The following is a 19,429-nucleotide window of genomic DNA, read 5'->3' as shown; positions in this document are numbered from 1 at the left end:
TCGAAGGCATGGTTACGGAAATTCGTTGATAGGAGCGGTGTCCGTCCGAGGGGAGTAGCCTCTGAACCTGTAGCTCGTGCAGTTGCGGGAAGTCGGCCGCGATTTTCTACGGGTGGTTTCGATGATGCCGTTGATTGCTTCGGTGGGTCCGTTGGAGGCCCCGTGTATGGCGAGGTAGGCCACAGTCCTGGTCGAAGGCCGCAATGTGCGCCCAATGCCGAGCGAATTCCGGGACCGGGCAAGGGCGGGAGCGATGAGAGCACTTCGTCGCGGGTCCCGTCACCGAGCCGATAGTTCGCAGTGAATCTTGTGGAGCTTCCCGGAGCACTGCCGGGCCAGGATGATCTCGTCGCCCGGGTCACAATCGTGAGCTTGTACAGGCCCACGGCCTGTCTTTCGACGCCGATCTGCAGGGTCCGGCGGATGCCGTATAGCGGATCGGCGCTAGCCTCCGCGGTGTCCGAGGTTGTCCTGCCGGACTCGGCGGCTGATCTCATTGACTTGGGCTGAGCCGACTTCGACGACATGGAACGCACCCAGGAGTGTGATGGCGGTGGGGAGTCCGTGAGGGTTGGGGTTCCGTAGCGGTGGAACGGTTCCACCGCTACGGTCCTGGTCGAATCCCCGCCGCGTTGATTGTGCCAGCCGGCATAGCCCTTCGCGGACCTGTCCGTCCCGAGGCCCCGCAGCCGGGCATTGACCATGCCGCCCTCGTCGCGGGTGTTGTCGACGATCCCAGTGCATCCCCCCGGCCGGGTGGACGGTCATGGGACCAGACATGCTCATCCACACCCAGGCTTCCACGCCCCTTAATCTGTCCGCTGCTTAATCTGTCCGCGGCTCCGATCCGCTGTCCGCTTCCGCCCAGACCGCACACCAGGGGTGTGCCAGGACACCCCGAGCTTTCAAGCCAAGACCGGAGGGGCCGCCATAAAGGGCAGTCGACATAAAACACGGCAGGCAAACGGCCAGGGACGGAGGAGCCGCGCGGAGCCGGCACTGGATCCCACCGAGGCTCCGCCAGCGGGCGCCGGAAGCAGTGTCCTTGGGCGTGGCCCTGGCCGCCCGGCTTCGGGAAGGGCCGTGGCAGGATGGGGTCCATTATGGACAGGCGGTTGCGGCGCTCTCCTGACGCGGAATGGGTGCTGATGTACCGGCTCGGACTGAGCCGGCAACGCATCGCTGCCCTCGTCCGGGTTCCGCCGGCCGCCGTCGGATACCACCTTGGCCATCGCCCGCCGCCAGGAGCCCGGACTCGAGGCCGCACACCAGGCAGCCGACGCCGCACGCGTCCCCTCCCCCTCTCCCAAGGACCTCGCCCGCATGGACGAGGTCATCGCCTGGATCTCGGCTGAAGGCCGGCTGCCTGCTGGCCGTTCTGCCGACCGTGAGGAAAGAGCCATAGCGCGGTGGCTCTCGGATCGCCGGCGCGAAGCAGCCGAGGGGACCCTCGAGCCGGCCCACCGTGACGGTCTGCCCAGGTGCCAGGGTGGCAGGAAACCCGCAGGGAATCCAAGGACGAAGCCCGCTGGCACCGCCGCCTCGCCCAGCTCGCGGCCCACCGCGAGGAAGGCCCCGACTGGCCCCGCCAAGGAGTTGGTGGATTCGCTGCCGGCGCTTGGTTGGGCATTCACCAGGTTCCCCATAATGTCGTACACCACCGGAGGCAGTTCTACAGTGTGGTCAACCTTTTCCGTGATCCTGGCCTTCAGCTTGTTGTACTCGCGAATAGCTCCAAGCTTGTTGGTGAAGTCGGCGTGCTGCGTGATGAGGAACAACAGCTGTTTATCGACGTGCGCATCATTGAGTCCAGCCTCGTCCAAGAGCTGGTTGATTCTCGCCGCGACCTTGACATTACTCAACAGAATTCTTCCTGCTGGAGCTTATCGAGCGCTTTACTCTTTTCATCAGCCACAGATTGGGGTTCCTTGATATGCCCGAATTATAGCATTTCCTGTTTTGGTCGCTGATAGCATTGCTCCATGACGGAAAAATGGGAGTACATGCGGGTCGGTCTATTTAGAACGATTGCCAATGAGGCCATGCGGCAAGGTGATTCAGTTCCTGGATTTTATGGAGCGACTTATGCGGCGGAGCAGCAGAGGCTCATCAGTGAGGCGCATGACCAGGTCTGGACAGAAATACAGCAAGCGGGCGAAGATGGCTGGGAAATGATTGGACCGATGACTGTGGTTGTCGACTACTACCTCGGAAGCCCGCCCGAGTCGACCAAGTACGTGGTTCTGAAGCGACGGATACAAGCTAACTGACAATTTCCGCCCTGGTCTTGATACGAGTTTTCGAGTAGTACGTCTCCACGAGTCCGGCAGCGTCAGTCAGCTGCAGGTCGCACTCGTAGTCCCCGCCAGCGTCCGGCAGATCCCCAGTGACGAAGCGGTACTTGCAGAGGCCGGCCGCGGCGTCAGTGACGGTGCAGGTCTGATGCGCCGTGTTCGTGATGGTGCTAGTAGTCAGCGAATTGATGCCGAACTTCACCGTGTAGCCGGTTAGGTCTACGACCTCCCCCGCCCTGCCACGGCGATGACCTTGCGTAATAGGAGCAACAGTGACATCTAAAAGCGCCCGCTGCGCCGAACCGGCGTATGGAGTGTCTCCGGGCGATTGTGATGTCGGGTGATTGCCATTGCTCACATAATGCGGCAAGTGACGTTAACCGGCAAGCTCATTAGGCGTGAGGATATTTTCCACATAATCCTTGGCGCCTTGAGAGGACTTATGTAGGCCCTTTTCCAGTGCGGCACTCACCCATGGGGAACCCTTGACTCCTATGGAACGGTCGAACGACTCCATTTCACCGCCCGGAACAATGTGGACCCGCATAGCGTCAAGAGACTTTAGCAATCGTTCGCAGGCCGAATAGGGGTCACCCGCGGGAACCGCTGACATGCCGTGCTTCTTAAGGTCGTCCCACAGGTGTCCTTCCTGCACTGGACGAGCAAAAGCGACAAAGTCTAAGTTCATCTCATTGGTCCAAGAGCCCCCGACGGACTCCACAATCCCGCAAATTCTGTCTTTGCGGTTCAACACGTCAAAGTCACCGAAGGCATGCGTTTCCACTCCGAGTTGCAGCATGGACTTCGCCAGCGCAGCAATGCGGTCCTTCCCGCCGCTCGGAACCAGGAGGATATCGTCGGCTTGTGATCGGCGATTCGTCTCGACAGCCAACTCATCGAGCACCGCCCCGTAGAAGCGGCAGTCTGCGTCCGATTCGCAGATGGCCACCCTGCGGTGGAACAGACCCTGCAAGACGTTGGAGTATCGAAGTACCGGATCAGCCCATGTAGCCGCGATGTCGCTGGGCGGCAGTTCGTGGAATCTGTTGATGCTTCCGTTCCGGACGATTCGCACAATCCGAACGTCAGACTCGGCGCCTCCGCTGAGGAGCCCAAGCACAAAATCCCGGTTGTGCGTCGACACGATTACTTGCACATCGCGCTTCTTGGCTTGGATTCCTAGCCAACGCCCCAACGCCCTTGCTTGACCTGGATGGAGGAAGGCTTCCGGTTCGTCGATAAGAAGCATCTGTGAGTGTCCAGTCACGACGGCTAGGGCTAGTCCCAAGAAGCTTTTAACGCCATCACCCTGATCTTCCAAAGACGGCAGCGCAGCGACAGCGTCCGCATACTCGGTCGTTGGATTGTTGAACAGTGGAATTGGTACATCGACTTTGCCCATACGCAGCCGGACATCCATGTTCGCCCGATCCAGAGTTAGCCGCTCTCCGAACACCTCATGAGCCAGATCCGATAGCGCTTGCTCAAGTTCGCCGTCTCGGAAGACAAGATGAAGGGGGCTACTGGCGGGAGTTCCGGAACCGACGTGCCCCAAACTAGCGCTCGCGAACGACGAAAGACTTCCGGCACTCCAGTGCTTCAGGAAGAACTCCCAAGCTCCCCCAAGGGAATTCGGATGAATACCGAAGAGTGCCCTAAAGGTATCAGGGGCTATCTGAGTGCTGCCGCCCATTGGAGAATACGCCAAAGTTCCCGGTTGGTGGGCAGGCGTGGAAACCGCAGTTTCGGCAAGAAAAGCGCTGCTCTCTTCCAGCAGGAGCTGATTAGCCTTTTCCAGCTGCAGCTCGCGTAGTACGACGACGTGACCGTCATGGGAGTGCATGCGGACGGCTATGTCACGCAAGGTCTGAGACTTGCCTGCGTTGTTACCCCCGACGAGGCAGGTTACGCCAGATTCGGAAATCTCTACCGAATCACCGGCATTGGACTCAAGTGTCTTTATCCTCACGCGAATTGTCATGAGACCACCTTATGGTGTGCCACCGACACTTCGGGATGACACCCAATGGCGCTAGAGCACCGTCACGTCGTCGCTGCCCAGGCTCGTGAAAGCGATGTCCTCCTCGATCACGCCCAGGATCGTAAAGAGCAGGCCCGAAGCAGTGGCTGACGACACGTTGAACAGAAGCAGCTCATTATGAGCCAATCCCCTAGTGCTGCCAATAGTTGCCTGAACCACACTCTAGTATTTGAACCATGTCCTTCACCTATACCTCGGCCGACCTGGCGAAAATCGACGCCACGATTCCCGGACGTGCCGCAAGCGCTGACCTGCTAATCGTTCCTGGTGTCGAAGTCAAAAAGGAAATAGACGTGGAGGTGGACAGCGAAGTAGCCGACATCGAGGCCGCCCTCAAGCTAGCCGTCCTAGTGGGCGCCCCTTTTATTAGCGTCACAGCCACGCCGTTCTCGGTCGACATGACCAGGATTTACTTTGAAACAGAACACGGCGAAGAATTGCCGCCGGCAGCAGAGCGGATTCTGAAGGCTGCCGACAAGCACGATGGAACGATGATGTCCCTCACGGTGAACTGGATAGCGCAAGGCTTAGCGTATGAGTGGTGCGCCCGGTGCGACTGGGCTGGGGACCTGATGGAGAAGGTAAACGCCGTACTTGAAAACGCTGAGGCGGAATCGGAAGCCGAGCGGGAGGAACGCTTGAAGGAGTACTACTCCAACTACCAAGCAGCAGTGACGGCTTTGGCCGAGTCTCCCAAATACCGAGGTGAACAGGTTGGCAAGCGACGACATGTCGCACCGTCCATCATTGCTGAGGCGGGGCTAGATGAGATCCCCGAAGTCATACTGACTCGGCAAATCATGGCTGATGCCAACAAGATCGTGAACGCCAAAGTTTATGAGTTCGAGCAAGACTTCCGTGCCCGTAAATCCGAGCTTGCCGACGAGCTGACAGCCTACCCAGCTTGGCGGACGGTCTACACCAAAGCCAAGCGCAAGGATGCCGCGATCAAGTTCCTGACGAAGAAAGCCGATGGCTACAGGCTGAGCACCGACTTAGCGGAAGAAATTAGTGAGGCTGCGGCCAACCCGGTGTACGTGTCTCGCTACTAGACATCATGGCCGCGTTACAGGCGGCTAAGAATTTCCGCCTTCTTGGCGTCGAACTCAACCTGAGTAACGTGTCCTGCATCCAGGAGCGCTGCCAGCTTTTCAATCTGCTGCAGCGGGTCTACTTCGACCGGCGCAGCGCCTACCTCTGGACCGCCGATGGCGGCGCGGATTGCAGCCGCCAACTCTTCGAAGTCCTTGGTAACCTTCTTGGCGAAGAGGATGGAATTTTCGTCCTTGGCGATGTCGTTATTCCTGCCCACACCGCTGATCGAGCCGGCGCTGAACTTCTTGGCGTGTTCCCCGCTGATGGACAACTGAACGTATCCAAGGGTCATGGAAGTGGCCGGCTTGTACTGGACCGCGCCGATGCTACGAATCGGAATCGACTTAGACCCGCTGCCGAATCCATGCGAGGCCTTAGCCAGCAAGCCCTCTCGGGTGATCGTGACAAATTTGCCGTCGAATGACATCTGGCCGCTGCGACCCCTTGCTGAAATTTCCATCTTGGTCCCCTGTCTGGTGAGGGCGTCTGCCTCTGGAGACAACTTAGCCGCTCCCGGCGGCAAAAGACGCTAAAGCGCGGGGAACGCGCGTCGGCAACTTGCGCCTCTAGCGATTACGAGTTGGTTATGAGAGCGTCGCTGCATAACAGTAAGGCACAGGGTGAGGAGGCTACCGATGACTGACTCAGATGCACACGACCAAGATGCTGACAGCGACTACGAGGGAGATCCCAGGATATTTTTGAGGTTCCGAGGACGCGGTTATGATCTCAAGGGATTCACCCAGATGATTGAGGGCATTGAAGCTCTGGTTGTCCTTCTACTTGCAGATTCAGAGGGCCTCGACTTCGAAGAGGGTGCGAATGGTGAGCGCGCGCTTGACGAGGCTTCCGTTGAGAAGTGGTACACCAGGCAACGGAATATCACCGCCAAGCGCATTGACGTTTGGGAGGTTCGTCTGAGTAGCCCACTAGAGGTTGTGCTCTATGTGGCCGCCATATCTAGCGTCCTTACCGTAATGATCCAGCAGTGGATGAACGTCCGGGACAAGCACACTGCAAGTCGGAAGCGGCTCGCCAAGACCAGGCGTGACGAAACGGAGTCCGAGCTCGAACAGTTGGCGCACAAGTTCTTGGGCGATGTGATCTGAACCGTCCCGGGAATCATGCCGCCTGTTTGTTGGCGGCGTCGTCGGGTAACGAGCCGGTTTTTCGAGCATAGTATGCCTGCTCGAATTCCTCGGGCGTCTGGTGACCGAGGGCAGAATGCAGGCGTTGGTTGTTGTACCAGTGGACCCACTCGAAAACGATCTCCATCACGTCGGTTTCGGTCTTCAACGCCCCCGTGCGGAACGGTGAATCCTTCGCGACGGCCTCGTTCTTGAACAGCCCCATCACGGTCTCGGCGGCGGCATTGTCATAGGCATCACCGACGCTGCCAATGGACGGCTGCAGGCCCTCCAGTGCCAGTGTGTCGGTGTACCGGATGGAGGTGTACTGGCTGCCCGCATCGGAATGATGAATCAATCCCGCCGATACCGGGCGTCCGGTGTGCTCCCGCCGCCACAGAGCCATCTGCAGGCAGTGTTCGACGAACGCCGTGTCCTTGATGGTTGAGGTTTCCCAGCCGACAATCGCCCTGGAGTACAGGTCGATGACCAGGGCAACGTAGACGAATCCCGAGTACACCGGGACATACGTAAAATCCGTCACCCAGACCCGGTTCGGGGCCGGGGCGGTGAAGTCCCGGTCCAGCAGGTCGCCGGCGCGGCGGCCGTCCTTGCCAGGGACCGTGGTGCGGGTCTTGCGGCCCCGGACCAGGCCGTTCATGCCCTCTTGACGCATGAGCCGGTCCACGGTGTGTTTGGAAGCTTCCTGGAATCCGTTACGGCGCAGCCACTGCGTCATCTTCCGCCGCCCGTAGATGATCTCGGGCCGGGGCCGTCCCTTCACATCAGGGACTTTCAAGCTGCGCAGCGCGTCGGTGATTCGTGCGTCTTCGATGGTGCGCAGGGCTGGCAGGCGCTTCTTCCACGCCCGGTAGGTTCGTGCGGCGACCTGCACGCCCTGCTCCCGCAGGACGGCGCAGATCGACTCGACCGCATAACCAACAGCGCGCATTTCGTCGATGAACCGACAGATCAGCGGCGGCGAGGGTCGAGCTCCCTCGCGAAGAAAATCGAGGCCTGTTTCAGGATCTCGTTGGACTCCTTCAAGTCCCGCACCTCAGCCCGAAGCCGCTTGATTTCCTCCAGCTCGTCACTGCTCGGACCGGTCTCCTCTCCGGCATCGACCTGCGCCTGGACAACCCAACGGCGCAGCGATTCTGCACCGACTCCGAGCTTCGGCGCGAGTGCCTTACAAGCGGCATAAACAGACGGGTACTCGGGCAACCGGTCCAGGGTCATGCGCACTGCACGGTCACGGACCTCGGGAGGGAACTGCTTGGGCATAATCACTATCTTTCTCAAAGAAGATAGCGGCATCAAACCCGGGACGGTTCAATCTCAGGGAAAATTCCTCCTGAGGTTGCGAAAGAGATTCTCAAAGACCCGACGATTAGAAAAGCAATAAATCGAGCGACCAAGCCAATGAAGCACTTAGAAAAGGTGAGGGCTGACCGCGTGGGCGATTCCGAGAGATAGTCCCCTTATTGTCGGATGAGAAGCTGCCGCAGTCTTTCAACTAGCTCAAGTCCATGAGTGGAGAATACCTTAAGCAGTCAGTGATAGCCTTTAAACATGGCAACCAAAACTTACACCCGGCTTCTCGATGACCTCGATGGTTCCGACGCCGATGAAACTATCCGCTTTGGTATCGACGGTGTCACCTATGCTATTGACCTCAATTCCGACCACGCTTCCGAACTCCGCGACTTCCTGAGTCGCTTCCAGAATGCCGCTCGGAAAGAGGGCGGCCCAACAAAGCGCCAGACCAGGTCCGCTAGTGGAATCGATACGAAAGCTGTCCGGCTCTGGGCGGCAGACAAAGGTATCCAGGTCAACACTCGCGGCCGTCTGCAAGCTGACGTAGTGGAGAAATACCTAGCTGCACACTAAATATCGGTAGCGACAAACAAAATCAGGGACGAGAGCTGAGATAGCTTTTGTCCCTGATTTGTTTAATTGCCTCGCCTCTCCCCCGTGCCTCACGCTCAATACATGAGAAAGCTTTTGATTGCTTTAGCCCTCGCCCTGGGGCTGGCGCTCGGCAATATCAGTGCCGCTGGTGCTGTCTCCGGTGGGTGGTATGACGAGAACTGGCCCTATGGGCCGTACGTGGATCTCGACCGGACTGACCAGGGAGCCGTTGCCTCTGGCGTGTCCGGTGGGGTGGTTTCCGGTATCTGTATCGGGACTACTGGCTGGGCCTGCCCCATCGCCTCGGCCGTCGTGGGAGCTGCGGCGTTCTACATCGCGGTGAACGGCTTCTGCCCGGATAGGCTGAGAATCTATCCCAACTACCTGTTCAGCTACCCGATGAGGTGCGTGTCATGAGTCTTCGTCAGCAGGATAAGCGCGGGATACTCATCGGCCTCATGGTGGGGCTGATCGTCTCCGCGGGCGTGGCGTCTAACTCTGGGACTCCGGTGCTGGCGTTCGTGATGTCGGCGGTGACGGTGGTGCTGGTCGTCGGGCTGATTGGCCTGGTTCTGGGGCTAGTTCGGCGCTAATCGCTTGTATACCCAACACGCGACATCGTAGATGGCGAACCCGCAGATAAAACCCGCGAGTCCCCACCAAGTCTTATCTGCATGCCCTAGAAGCCATCCGATAATGCCGAAGTAATACTTCACTTCGCCTCCTGCAACAGCTCAGGGTTCTCGTAGATGTTGCCGATGACCTCGATGTCATATGGTTCAGCTGTCTTCGTGTCGTAGTCCGTAAGGGGCTGGTAGACGTGGGAGTTGTTTAGTGCCCAAGGTCGATGTAGCCGGCGCGGCTCAGCACGCCCATTTGGAAGCGCAGCTTGATGACTTGGATCTGGTTCCAGAGGTTGTTCATCGGGCACCTCCGGTCATGAGAATGGCCGTTACTGCCAGTGCGAAGTAGGAAGCAGTTACGAATACGAATACTTTCAGCCAGGTGAACACAGCTTTCCGGGCAGAACGCAGGAGGGTGAATTGGCACAACGGGGTTGTTTGGTCATTTGGTTGATCGCCTTGTTTATAGTAAGAATTATAAAGTAAGCGTTATCAAACTACAATACTTTTATTTGCTATCTGGTGGGCGACCACTTATGCACAGGTGGATATTGCTGGGGATTAGTTCTCTGGCAATTACATAACCGGAGTGCTAAATTGTAAGAAGACTCCCGGCACGCAGTTGGTTTGATCGCCTTACTCCGCCGGGAGTTTTGTGTGTCGCAGCAGCGGCCGAGGCGCGGCGTGGCGGTTTTGCGTCTGCCCCACCCAGTAGAATCCAACTCAGGTTCATGACTAGGAGTTGGGTTGCACAGAACAGAAGAATTTGAGAACGTTTTCTTTCCTGAGGGCGTCCTGCGTGAAGCCGTGGGGATCATGGAAGAGCGCACTGGACAGAAGGCACAATGGCGAGACGCTGGCATCACGGATGGCCTGGTCGAGTGGGGGTTCGATTCCGAGACGGAGTTCTTCGCTGAGTACGGTCAAAGTCTGACCTCGTTGCGCATCCACGCCGATGTCTTCACCGACGGTCCGAGTGACTTCGTGGATGTTTCCGGCCCCCTGATTTCGATCTACATTTTCCACTCGTACGGGCGTTGGAGCATTCAGGTCACTGCGAAGAACCGTAGAGACTTGCTCGCACCCTTCGCTGCGTTCAGGAACAACCTGGAGAAATACACACTCCCCGCTCCCCCTCCACCGCCACAGCCTCCGCTCAAAATCTTCATCGGTCACGGTCGCTCCCAGGACTGGCGCAACCTCAAAGACGCGCTGCACGAACACCACGGCTACGACGTGGAGACTTTTGAGACTCAGCCTCGTGCGGGCTACACGATCCCCGAAGTCATCGAGAGCATGGCGCACGGCAACGCCCTGGCCCTCCTAGTTGTGACCGCTGAGGACGAGCAGATTGACGGCTCCGTCCGCGCCCGCGAAAACGTGGTTCACGAGGTCGGCTACTTCCAGGGACGGCTGGGCAACAAGCGCGCCATCCTCATCATGGAGGACGGCGTAAACGAGTTCTCTAATATTCACGGCATCGTCCACCTACCGTACAAGAACATTCGCGAGGTTGAGGGCCAGGTATTGGCTATCATCAAACGGGAGTTTCCGCATCTCGCCAATGGCGCAGCATCAGCACGCCAACACTAAAAGGGACGACGTGCGCAAATTTCTTATCTATCTATACCGAACATTCTTAGTACTAGTCGTTCTGCTGAGCATCCTAGCGATCGTTATCAACGGTACAAGTCTGCTTCAGGGGCCAATGTCGGAAACCGCTCCAAATGCAGCCGATTGGATGAGTGCCATATCCACTTTTTGGGGTGCGGTGGCCGGCGGGATTGGTGCCATCGGGACCGCTGGCGCTCTTCTAATCGCGGCCTTCACCTACAAGCACCAGGTGGACGAAAGAAACCGGGTCGAGGCTGAGAGACGGCGCAAGGAGTGGGACCAGCGTTCGGCGGAGGCTCGGAACGTGGCGATTTCCTTCGACGATAAATCAACTAAAGGCCAGATGGAATGCGTTGTTCACAATCGTGGTGACGTGCCGTTAGATTCAGTTCTGCTGGTTTTCGACTACACGGAGGGCAAGAACAGCATCTGGGAGGTACGGTCTGTTGGCCCTCTAGGGCCTAAGACCGACTCGAAACCGCTAAAAATCCCCTCGCCGGCCACCGCGAACTCGCACTGCACCTTCCGGGACACCAAGGCTAGGACCTGGAACCTGTACTTCGATGGGCGGCTTGAAGAGCAGGCCCCGGACACAAAGGGCCCGTTTTCCCCGAAGCACCCCTTACCCCTATAGGCGCTTCGCTTGGGGGTCGGTCCTGACTTACATATTTTCTTAGCCTGAATATTCAGGCGGCTCTTGTTAGCTACTCTCCCGCGTTCGAGTGGTATTCGTCCACTAGGTCGGTGGCCTGAAACGCCAACCGTCCCCTAAGAACGAAGCGCCACAATCCGCGTATCCAGCACGACCGGACCGCGAGGCCCCGGATCAACACACCAGGAAGACCCTCCGCCATGGGGAAGATGAAAGGCAATCGCCTCAACACTGCCGCCAACGTCGGCACGTACCTCAACACTCTCGAGCAGACCAGCATCCAACGGACCCTGGCCCAACAAGGCGCCATCCAAGCTCACCTCGCGGCCGCGCAACTCGCCCAGATGCAACACCAGCAATACCAGCAGCTCACTCACTGGGCCGACGGCGAAGTCCAAGCCGGACGCCGCACCCGGGAAGACGCAGACGCGTACGTCGCCCATTACTGGTACAACCACATGCACGCGATCACCAAGGCCAATACCCGCGTCGTCTACGGCTTCGGAGACACCCTGAGCTCCCTGTTCCCCTCCGGTGGCCCTCACCTTGGCTGGTACCCGGACCCGGACATGAGGGGCTGGGCCAGGTACTTCGACGGGCAGTGGACTATGCAGACAGCCACTGTCGCTCAGGCCCGCGGGATCATCCGGCAGGAAGCCTTGGATGCCAAAGCCCGGCAGCAGGCGGCCACCCAAAAGGCAGCTCTCGATGCGGATCCCCGCGAGATCTGGAACGCCAACCCGACCGTCTCCCGGGGCGAGCCCAAGCCGATCGAATCCGACCCGCACGATCCGGCCGTCATGCAGGCCCCCGAGCCCGCAGCCCAGGCAACCCCTCCCCCGAAGGGAGAGCACCCCACCCTTTCAAACGAGGCGCACTCTGTCACCACCTATGGGCCCGGTACTAGCATGGCTCTTGCAATCAGGAGGCAGTGATGGCCATATCAACCAGCGCAGCTCGTCGCGACCTTGTCCGTCTCATCGAGCGCGTCAACTTTGACCGCACCGAGATCGAGATCGTGTCAAAGCGTGGATCCGCGGTTTTGATGTCGAAAGATGCGTACGACGCCCTGGTGGAAACAAGCTATTTGCTCCGCTCCCCTGCGAACGCGCACCGCCTCATGTCGGCTGTGCAATCTGTCCGTGACCCGTAAGGGCAAGCACAAAGTTTTCGGAGCCGTGACCGGATACGCGTAGCTAGGACTGCCTGTGAAAACTTCGTGCACGTTCAGAGCCGGCTCTGAATACCGGCGGGAATCCGCACTGATGGTCGCGGCCTCAAGCACAACCGCCTACGTCCAGTTCGAGGAGCTAGCCGGCCCCGCGAGTTTGGCCTGGGAAATCGCCATGCCCACGCGGCCTGGCGATCGGCGGCAGCTTCCTCCCGGTCAAACGCTTCAACTTCGGCGAGCTCTCCCGGCCAGTTGTTCGTCTAGGGTGACTTTCAGCCGAGCCGCGAGGGTTTCGCTGCCCAAAGTGGGCGAACAACTGGATGCTGTCGACCCGCATCATAAGTCCTGAGGGTGGACATCGCCGCCCGTTCTCGCTGCTGGTTGTTTACACTGTCGTCCGACATAGACGAAGCGTCCCGCGGCCGGGACCTGGAACACCGCCAGCACTCCTCCGTGAGGCATTTAGGCGGCGTAACATTCAGCACAAGCCGCTTAATATTTCAAAGGAGCATAAGAGGTAACGTTCTAATTTGCCAAAGCTGTTCATAAATCAGCCAAGCGTGCTGACTGGTGGGTAGCTCTTACCTAGCGGAACGGTTCTGTTGTCGGCGAGCAGATCACGATTAAATGCGGTACCGGAGATCACCGCTTCAACTGCGTCCGATTGATCCACATAGAGTGTGCATCAATGAAAGGGGCGTACGTATGAACGATTATGAGGCTTTGGGTTCGCCGTTGCTGTGCGAGGCATTTAGCGACTTCCCGGCGAACTCGGTTTGTTGCCACAAACCAGCTTACTTTCTCCTGGATAGGGTCGCGGATACCCCATTACCTGTGTGCTCGGAACACCTAGGGCCTCTCCTCCAACATGGGGTGAATATCCCTTGGCCGCCAAAGATTGACTGGGTAGGTCTTGGCGAAAAACCTCCGAACTCACTATCGCCTGAAGAAGCTGAGGCTCGAGAGGCGCGGTTTTGGTCGTACATCGTTGATGACCTCTGACCGGACTGATTTTCTGCCCGCGCGTCTACACCCAGTCTGGGGGAATCACGACAGCGAGTCCCGAACGTCTGCGGGATCGGTTGCAGCTTGAACGCGGCGTCAATCTGCGCCACCAGGCGATAAAGGATACCGGCACGAGCACAGCCAAGACCTGCCCTGCAGTTCGACAGGCCACCGCCCCACCAGGTTCTCGGCTCTGAGCTCATTGACCGCCGTTACCCCTTGATCCCAGCTTCCTGGGGAACCTGCGGCACTGGGTGGTATCCGTTCCTCGGTGGTGAGGCGCCTCCACGCGTCGAGTTGTCGGCCCATACAACGCACCCATCATCTTCGGACGTGGTGGATTGTCGGGGGCAAACGCCCGCCCGTCTCAGCACGACGGAGCCTACTTCAATGTCGGAAGCCTTGTTTGGGCTAGTCCTTTCACGGCTTCGGGGGTCGGCCGGCCCCGTTCCTCGTCCAGGACAACCCTCAATTGCGCGGCCCGAATTGTACGACGCAAATAGCGAGCCACTTCTCTCCGTGATGCTGGATCCGTCCGAAGCTTCCCCTCAGGCGACCTCAGGGCATCCAGGGGTGACGGCATCGGCGGCATCGTCAGCTGCGCCAGTCGTACCACCGCGTCTGGCGTCTGTCGTCCCCGGACCTCGTCCAGGGCGACCCGGAGTTGGGCCGCCCGGATTCCGCTCCGAATCCGCAGTATGGTTTGTTCTCTGGAGGTCCCGTTCTCGTCATCACTGGCGGCCATCGGCTCGCCCCTCTCTGCCCGCTGCGTCCATGATTGCAGAGCGGGCAACAACCGCCAAGAACCTTGAAGATAGCCCGCATCCGTCCGGACCCAGTCAGGACAATGTGTAGCCCTTTTGCCCGCGGTCCCGCCCGTCACCAATCACCACGGACGTCCGCGGATTCACGACCACCACAGGTCCTGCTGGCCAAGATTGGGCCATTTTTGGCCAGCCAGTGGCCAGGATTGGGCCAGAGGCGGGGAAGCCGCGTCTTTCCGGCCATTTTTGGGCCAGAAATGGGCCAGAACTGGCCACATTTGTCCCCTCAAAACAGCCCAATGCAATTCTGGACCACATCTGGGCCATAGTTGGGCCAAATCCGGCCCAAATGTGGTCCAGCTACTCTTTTGGCCGCCCGGCGGCGCTGATTTCGCTCGTCCCGGTCCGGATCCGGTGCGTTCCCCGGCCATTCTCTGGCCATTTGTGGTCAATTTCTGGCCAGATACGGGCCGGGATTGGCCACACCCTTGCAGCCTTCGGGCTGCATTTCTTTTGCATCTCCGGCGCCCTGGCACCGCGCTGGCGGAGGCTCTGTGATAGATGCTGATCGACCGCGGCGGAGGGAGTCCTTGCAGGTGGAAACCATGCTGCCGCGACACCGGGGCAGCTCTTCTGCGACGGCTCTGAACCATGCCCAAACCATCGGCCCAGGGCCGGCAATCACCGACGGAGCCGTGGCTGCAACGATGCCGAGGCGGTCGCTGGCGGACCAGCCACTGTCGCAGCTCCGCGGCGACCGGATAATGGCGTGTGAAGCAGTCCCTGGCGGGCCGGGAAACCCTAACGAGCAAAGCGCCATGAGCTGCTGCTGCGCAGCGCCTTCGGTGTCACCGTCGCACCGTCTTCGTCCCTCAGCCGGCACCCCAGTGGCACCTCGTATGGGACCGCTGCTCCTTCGTCACAGCGCCTGCTGGTTCGAGAATCAAAGTCGGGGACTCCGTCCCCTTTTTGGGCTCTGGAACGGTGTCCACTCCTCCGTCGGGACCCCTCAACGCGGCTTCGCAGCACCCTGTCCACGCGGCGTCATGCGCCTTGAAAACGCGTGGACAGCAACGAGCCCAAAACCCGCGGAATGACGCGCCAGTGTCAACCCAGTGTCCACGCGTGGACAGTGAAAATGAGTGGGTTGACACAACAGAGTTGACACGTCGATCCCGAGTCGGAAGCTGCAGACAGCGTTCCTACCCGGCGTCACACACAGTGAAATCCGGTCGGAGCCAAAACGCCCAGAACCCACGGAAACTAGCGCCACCCGTCCCGACCCTCCTACCGGTAGGAGCCATAAATGGTCGGGTCGGAGAGGTGCGGTCGGCGCTACTTTCCGCTGACGTACCAGCAGAAAACCCGTCGATCTTCCGCTAGAGCTCCAGATACGACGGAATGAGGAAAAGGGCATAAGGGGAACTGGCACCGCGCTTCGCTTCAGCGGTCGGCGCAGCCGACGATCCTTCGGTCGCTGCGCTCCCTTGCCCCACCAACGCTGGCGCGTCGTTGGGGTGCCCCTGGAGCCATCGCTGACGCGAGTGGCTCCAGCCCCCGGTGACCGCTGTCGCGGCCGCCGGACAGAGAGCCGCTGTGACTTCGTCCCAGGCGTCTCTGAGACAAGCAGCAAGACAATGCAGACGCCCCGCGGCCCCCTGTCGACTGGAGCAGCGTGAGGGTGCCGTTCGGCACACCCTCGCCGAGAACAATCTGCGCGGCTTCGGCTGTATGGCGGTCCACGCACGTAAGACACACTGCCCGGTCGGCCACCCCTACGACCAGAGCAACACCCAGATGAAGAACGGTGCTCGTCGATGCCGCACCTGCATCTACCGCGAGAACCGTCTCTATCGGGAGAAGCAGAAGGCCGGGGCATTTGAACATGAGCGTCAATCCGAGCTTCAGCCGGCCTGAGTCAGACTGTCACGCCCGTCTGGGAGCTTTGGATCTGAGATCAGATCCAGAGCTCCCACCAGACCCCATACTCACCCGAACCATCCGTAAATCATTTCCAAAATGATTTCGGTAATTAATCCCACAACGTTTTCACCGAAGGACATGCCTCCGATGGCACCCATCAGAAGTTCCAGCCGACGCGAATACCCTGAGGTCCGCGCTGTTTCCGAGCTGGAAGTGACGCTCCCCATGCCCTCTCAAGAGCAACCGCGCAGCGGCGAAGACGGTCGCCTCCGATTACCGGCTCGGGGACAAGAGCAAGCCCCGGGACCTATCACCAGCAGGTCGATGACCTGGTCGCGGCTAATCCGGCAACGTCCACTTCATGCCTCTGCTAGCGCCTTAAGGCGCAGGCAGGCAGGTCGTCACTGCACTCAAACTTTTCAACGGCGGCCCAGCCTGCCTTTGCCGCCTAGGCTCGACAATCTTTGAGTTGGCAGGCCACGCCAAGGACAACCTCCGTAGGATTTCCCTTGATAGTGACTTATCGACGCTGTTTGGATCTGAGAAACTGGTGTCCTGACCCACCCGTGCGGCTCACCCGTGCGTGGGTGTTTGCCACCTTCTCACTTACGCTAATACGGCGTCCTTTGCAGGCGCAGCACGCGGTCGTAGCCGCGGGCGGTCAACACACCGCGTTCCAGTGCGTAGTCGAGGATGCGGGTGGTGGGGGCGTCGAGGCGGAGAGCCCCGCGCAGCAGCCGTCCCGGCACCTGCGCGTTGGTTTCCATCCCGAACGGCAGCAGCCGGTCCAGCTGGCGGCCCCGTGCCGCCCGGACCCGTTCCGCGATGCTGGCGGTGCCTTCCTCGGGTGCGGGCTGGCCGAAGCCGGCGAGCGACACCCGCTCGACTTCGAGCTGGATATCGACCCGGTCCAGCAGCGGCCCTGACATCCGGGCCTGGTACCGGCGGCGCATAGTGGGGGTGCAGATACAGTCCACCCCTTTGCCAGTAGCCTTGCCGCAGGGACACGGGTTGGCCGCGAGGACCAGCTGAAACCGGGCGGGATAGGCTGCTGATCCGGCGGAGCGGTGGATGACCAGCTCACCGCTTTCCAGCGGCTGGCGCAGGGCGTCCAGGACGCCGCGGTCATACTCCGGCGCCTCGTCCAGGAAGAGCACCCCGCGGTGGGCACGGGACGCTGCCCCGGGCCGCGGCAGCCCGGACCCGCCACCGATGATGGCCACTGCGGTGGCGGTGTGGTGAGGGTTCTCGTAGGGTGGCCGGCGCAGGAGCTGCACGGAGCCCGACGGCAGCGAACACAGGGAGTGGATGGCGGTGACTTCCATGGCCTCGATGTCGCCGAGGTCCGGCAGCAGGCCGGGCAGCCGCTCGGCGAGCATGGTCTTCCCGGCGCCGGGCGGTCCGGTCAGCAGCAGGTGGTGGGCGCCGGCAGCGGCCACCTCCAGGGCGTGCCGCGCCGCTGCCTGGCCGGAGACATCGCACATGTCCGGCACCAGCGCGGGACCGGTGTCTCTACCGGGGCCGTCCGCGTCATCGGGCTCGGGTTCAAAATCGAGCGCCAGGTCCTGCGGGTCCGCGCCGCAGTCGAATGCGAGCCGGGCCAGGGTGGCGTAGCCCCGGACCTGTGCGCCGGGGACGAGCTCGGCCTCCGCCACGTTGGCCCGGGCCACGACGACCTCCGGGTAGCCGGCCCGGACCGCGGCCATCACGGCCGGAAGGATGCCCCGCACAGGCCGCAGCCGGCCGTCCAGGCCGAGCTCGGCGATAAAGGCGGTGCGGCCCGTGGGCCGGATGTCGTCCGCCGCCAGCAGCACTGCCATGGCGATGGCGAGATCGAAGCCCGAGCCGCGTTTGGGCAGGGACGCCGGGATGAGGTTGGCCGTGATCTTCCGGCGGCTCAGCGGGATCCCCGAGTTCTGCGCCGCGGAGCGGATCCGTTCCTTGGCCTCGTTCAGTGAGGCGTCGGGCAGGCCCAGGATCACGAACGCAGGCAGGGTCTGGCCGATGTCGGCCTCGACCTCGACGATGTAGCCGTTGAGGCCCACGAGCGCCACGGAATAGGTCCGGCCCAGGGCCACCTACCCCACCCCCTTGAGGTGCTCGACGGCGGGCGCCCCGACGCCGTCGTCCAGCACGGCGATAACGTCCACGCGGCGCAGGGGCATACGCAGCTCGTGGTCCCGGCACCACGCCGACGCGAGCCGGTGGAGGCGGGCCAGCTTGTCCGCGCCGACCGCCTCGAAGGGATGCCCGTACGCAAGGGATCGCCGGGTTTTCACTTCGGCGATGACGAGGGCGTCGCCGTCAAGCGCGACAATGTCGATCTCGCCCTCGGGACAACGCCAGTTCCGGTCCACCACCCGCATGCCGAGCGATTCAAGATACCCGGCGGCGAGTTCCTCCCCGCGCCGGCCCAGCACATCCTTGGCTCTCATGCCACCAGCGTGGGGTACCGCTACTGACGAACACAGGGCACACTTCGGCTATGTGGAAACTTCCCCGAAGCGCGGGCCGGAGGCCCCTGGTCCGGGCTGTTCGAGGTCTGGCCTAACTTGGACCGCCATTTTAAGAACGACAGCAAGGCCAATGCCATCTACAAATGTTCCGTAAGCAGATAAAAAGACTACGGAGATGATGAACGCCGGTATCCGGCATCAAGCTGGACTGCGGATCGAATAATTAAGGCCTGAAGGGAAGAACCGCAGGAGGAACAGGAATGAAAGTACTTTTCCTCGATGTTGATGGAGTCGTCAACCGCGTGGGTACGAGACAGCGCTATCGCGGATTCATGGGCATCGACCCTGTCCTGGCATTTAAGGTCGGCAAGATCATCCTCGACACTGATGCAGCCGTTGTCCTTACGTCCACATGGCGGCACTTCCTAGGCGGCCGTGAAGAAGTCGACCGGCACGTCTACAAGACCTTTGACGTTACTCCGACAGCCGACACGGGTTTTCGTGGCGAGGAGGTGAAGATGTGGCTGGAGCAGCATCCGGACGTTACCCGCTTTGCCATTCTCGATGATGACACCGATTTCTACGATGATCAGCCGTTATTCAAGACCAACTGGCAAACGGGAATCACTGACGAGGTTGCGCAGCAGGTAACCGAGTATCTAAACGGCAAGGAGAAACCTCAAGAGTGAACAGCTACCAACCAACGAAGAGAATCTAGACGATCAGCTTCAGGGCGTTCTTGAGCTGGGCAAC

General features: G+C 60.3%; 18 protein-coding genes. 12 read left to right on the top strand and 6 right to left on the bottom strand.

The annotated features are described in order from the left end of the window. Positions 1–1,679: 1,679 nt before the first annotated feature. Together M2428_RS03025 and M2428_RS03020 are read left to right on the top strand one after the other, a co-directional pair. Entirely contained in the window at positions 1,680–1,970 is a 291-nt protein-coding gene (locus tag M2428_RS03025; RefSeq protein WP_277523528.1) for a hypothetical protein, read from the top strand. Between the two features lie 12 nt (positions 1,971–1,982). Beyond that, positions 1,983–2,270, top strand: a complete 288-nt coding sequence (locus M2428_RS03020; RefSeq protein WP_277523526.1) for a hypothetical protein — start codon at positions 1,983–1,985, stop codon at positions 2,268–2,270. Here M2428_RS03020 and M2428_RS03015 read toward each other — a convergent pair. Together M2428_RS03015 and M2428_RS03010 are read right to left on the bottom strand one after the other, a co-directional pair. Continuing rightward, the gene (locus M2428_RS03015; RefSeq protein ID WP_277523525.1) at positions 2,263–2,496 is read right to left on the bottom strand and encodes a hypothetical protein; all 234 of its coding nucleotides are present in this window, start codon (positions 2,494–2,496) and stop codon (positions 2,263–2,265) included. The two genes, M2428_RS03020 and M2428_RS03015, sit on opposite strands and share 8 nt — an antisense overlap. A gap of 174 nt (positions 2,497–2,670) precedes the next feature. After that, positions 2,671–4,275, bottom strand: a complete 1,605-nt coding sequence (locus tag M2428_RS03010; protein WP_277523522.1) for an AAA family ATPase — start codon at positions 4,273–4,275, stop codon at positions 2,671–2,673. Between the two features lie 236 nt (positions 4,276–4,511). On the opposite strand from M2428_RS03010, the gene M2428_RS03005 reads away from it, so the two are divergent. Continuing rightward, complete coding sequence (locus M2428_RS03005; RefSeq protein ID WP_277523520.1) at positions 4,512–5,387, top strand: hypothetical protein; 876 nt, start codon at positions 4,512–4,514, stop codon at positions 5,385–5,387. A 14-nt stretch (positions 5,388–5,401) separates the two neighbouring features. Here M2428_RS03005 and M2428_RS03000 read toward each other — a convergent pair whose 3' ends face one another. Beyond that, complete coding sequence (locus M2428_RS03000) at positions 5,402–5,890, bottom strand: DUF4429 domain-containing protein (RefSeq protein WP_277523518.1); 489 nt, start codon at positions 5,888–5,890, stop codon at positions 5,402–5,404. 175 nt (positions 5,891–6,065) lie between these two features. Here M2428_RS03000 and M2428_RS02995 point away from each other — a divergent pair, with 175 nt between their 5' ends. Then, complete coding sequence (locus M2428_RS02995; protein ID WP_277523516.1) at positions 6,066–6,539, top strand: hypothetical protein; 474 nt, start codon at positions 6,066–6,068, stop codon at positions 6,537–6,539. A 13-nt stretch (positions 6,540–6,552) separates the two neighbouring features. Here M2428_RS02995 and M2428_RS02990 read toward each other — a convergent pair. Beyond that, positions 6,553–7,841 (bottom strand): IS3 family transposase gene (locus M2428_RS02990; RefSeq protein ID WP_277523514.1). Its coding sequence is split into 2 segments (ribosomal slippage): positions 6,553–7,568 and positions 7,568–7,841, totalling 1,290 coding nucleotides; the frame shifts between segments, so codons are not numbered across the junction. Between the two features lie 288 nt (positions 7,842–8,129). Here M2428_RS02990 and M2428_RS02985 point away from each other — a divergent pair. From M2428_RS02985 to M2428_RS02955, 7 genes are all read left to right on the top strand, one after another. Next, positions 8,130–8,447 (top strand): Lsr2 family protein, encoded by a 318-nt coding sequence (locus tag M2428_RS02985; protein WP_277523512.1) that lies wholly within the window; start codon positions 8,130–8,132, stop codon positions 8,445–8,447. A 102-nt stretch (positions 8,448–8,549) separates the two neighbouring features. After that, a complete protein-coding gene (locus M2428_RS02980; RefSeq protein WP_277523511.1) occupies positions 8,550–8,885 on the top strand; it encodes a hypothetical protein in 336 nt (111 codons plus the stop codon). Continuing rightward, positions 8,882–9,061 carry a hypothetical protein gene (locus tag M2428_RS02975; RefSeq protein ID WP_277523509.1) on the top strand — a complete coding sequence of 60 codons (180 nt, stop codon included), beginning with the start codon at positions 8,882–8,884 and terminating at the stop codon, positions 9,059–9,061. Before M2428_RS02980 ends, M2428_RS02975 begins: the two co-directional genes overlap by 4 nt. 777 nt (positions 9,062–9,838) lie before the next feature. Continuing rightward, positions 9,839–10,684 (top strand): TIR domain-containing protein, encoded by an 846-nt coding sequence (locus M2428_RS02970; RefSeq protein ID WP_277523507.1) that lies wholly within the window; start codon positions 9,839–9,841, stop codon positions 10,682–10,684. Further along, positions 10,656–11,339: a hypothetical protein gene (locus M2428_RS02965; RefSeq protein ID WP_277523506.1), complete on the top strand. Its 684-nt coding sequence runs from the start codon at positions 10,656–10,658 to the stop codon at positions 11,337–11,339. The genes M2428_RS02970 and M2428_RS02965 overlap by 29 nt, the downstream gene beginning before the upstream one ends. 227 nt (positions 11,340–11,566) lie before the next feature. Beyond that, positions 11,567–12,292, top strand: a complete 726-nt coding sequence (locus tag M2428_RS02960; RefSeq protein ID WP_277523505.1) for a DUF2510 domain-containing protein — start codon at positions 11,567–11,569, stop codon at positions 12,290–12,292. Next, entirely contained in the window at positions 12,292–12,510 is a 219-nt protein-coding gene (locus M2428_RS02955; RefSeq protein ID WP_277523503.1) for a type II toxin-antitoxin system prevent-host-death family antitoxin, read from the top strand. Before M2428_RS02960 ends, M2428_RS02955 begins: the two co-directional genes overlap by 1 nt. 4,321 nt (positions 12,511–16,831) lie before the next feature. Here the strand turns inward: M2428_RS02955 and M2428_RS02950 are convergent. After that, a complete protein-coding gene (locus tag M2428_RS02950; protein ID WP_277523502.1) occupies positions 16,832–18,298 on the bottom strand; it encodes a YifB family Mg chelatase-like AAA ATPase in 1,467 nt (488 codons plus the stop codon). Beyond that, on the bottom strand, positions 18,299–18,655 hold the full coding sequence (locus M2428_RS02945) for a YraN family protein (protein WP_277523500.1): 357 nt from the start codon (positions 18,653–18,655) through the stop codon (positions 18,299–18,301). A gap of 281 nt (positions 18,656–18,936) precedes the next feature. On the opposite strand from M2428_RS02945, the gene M2428_RS02940 reads away from it, so the two are divergent. Next, positions 18,937–19,365: an HAD domain-containing protein gene (locus tag M2428_RS02940; RefSeq protein ID WP_277523499.1), complete on the top strand. Its 429-nt coding sequence runs from the start codon at positions 18,937–18,939 to the stop codon at positions 19,363–19,365. Positions 19,366–19,429: the final 64 nt, after the last annotated feature.

The organism is Arthrobacter sp. ES3-54 (genome assembly GCF_029504395.1).
In the GTDB taxonomy this organism is placed as follows: Bacteria; Actinomycetota; Actinomycetes; order Actinomycetales; family Micrococcaceae; genus Arthrobacter.
Note: the sequence above shows the minus strand (reverse complement) of the source record. Positions and strands in the feature narration are given on the sequence as shown.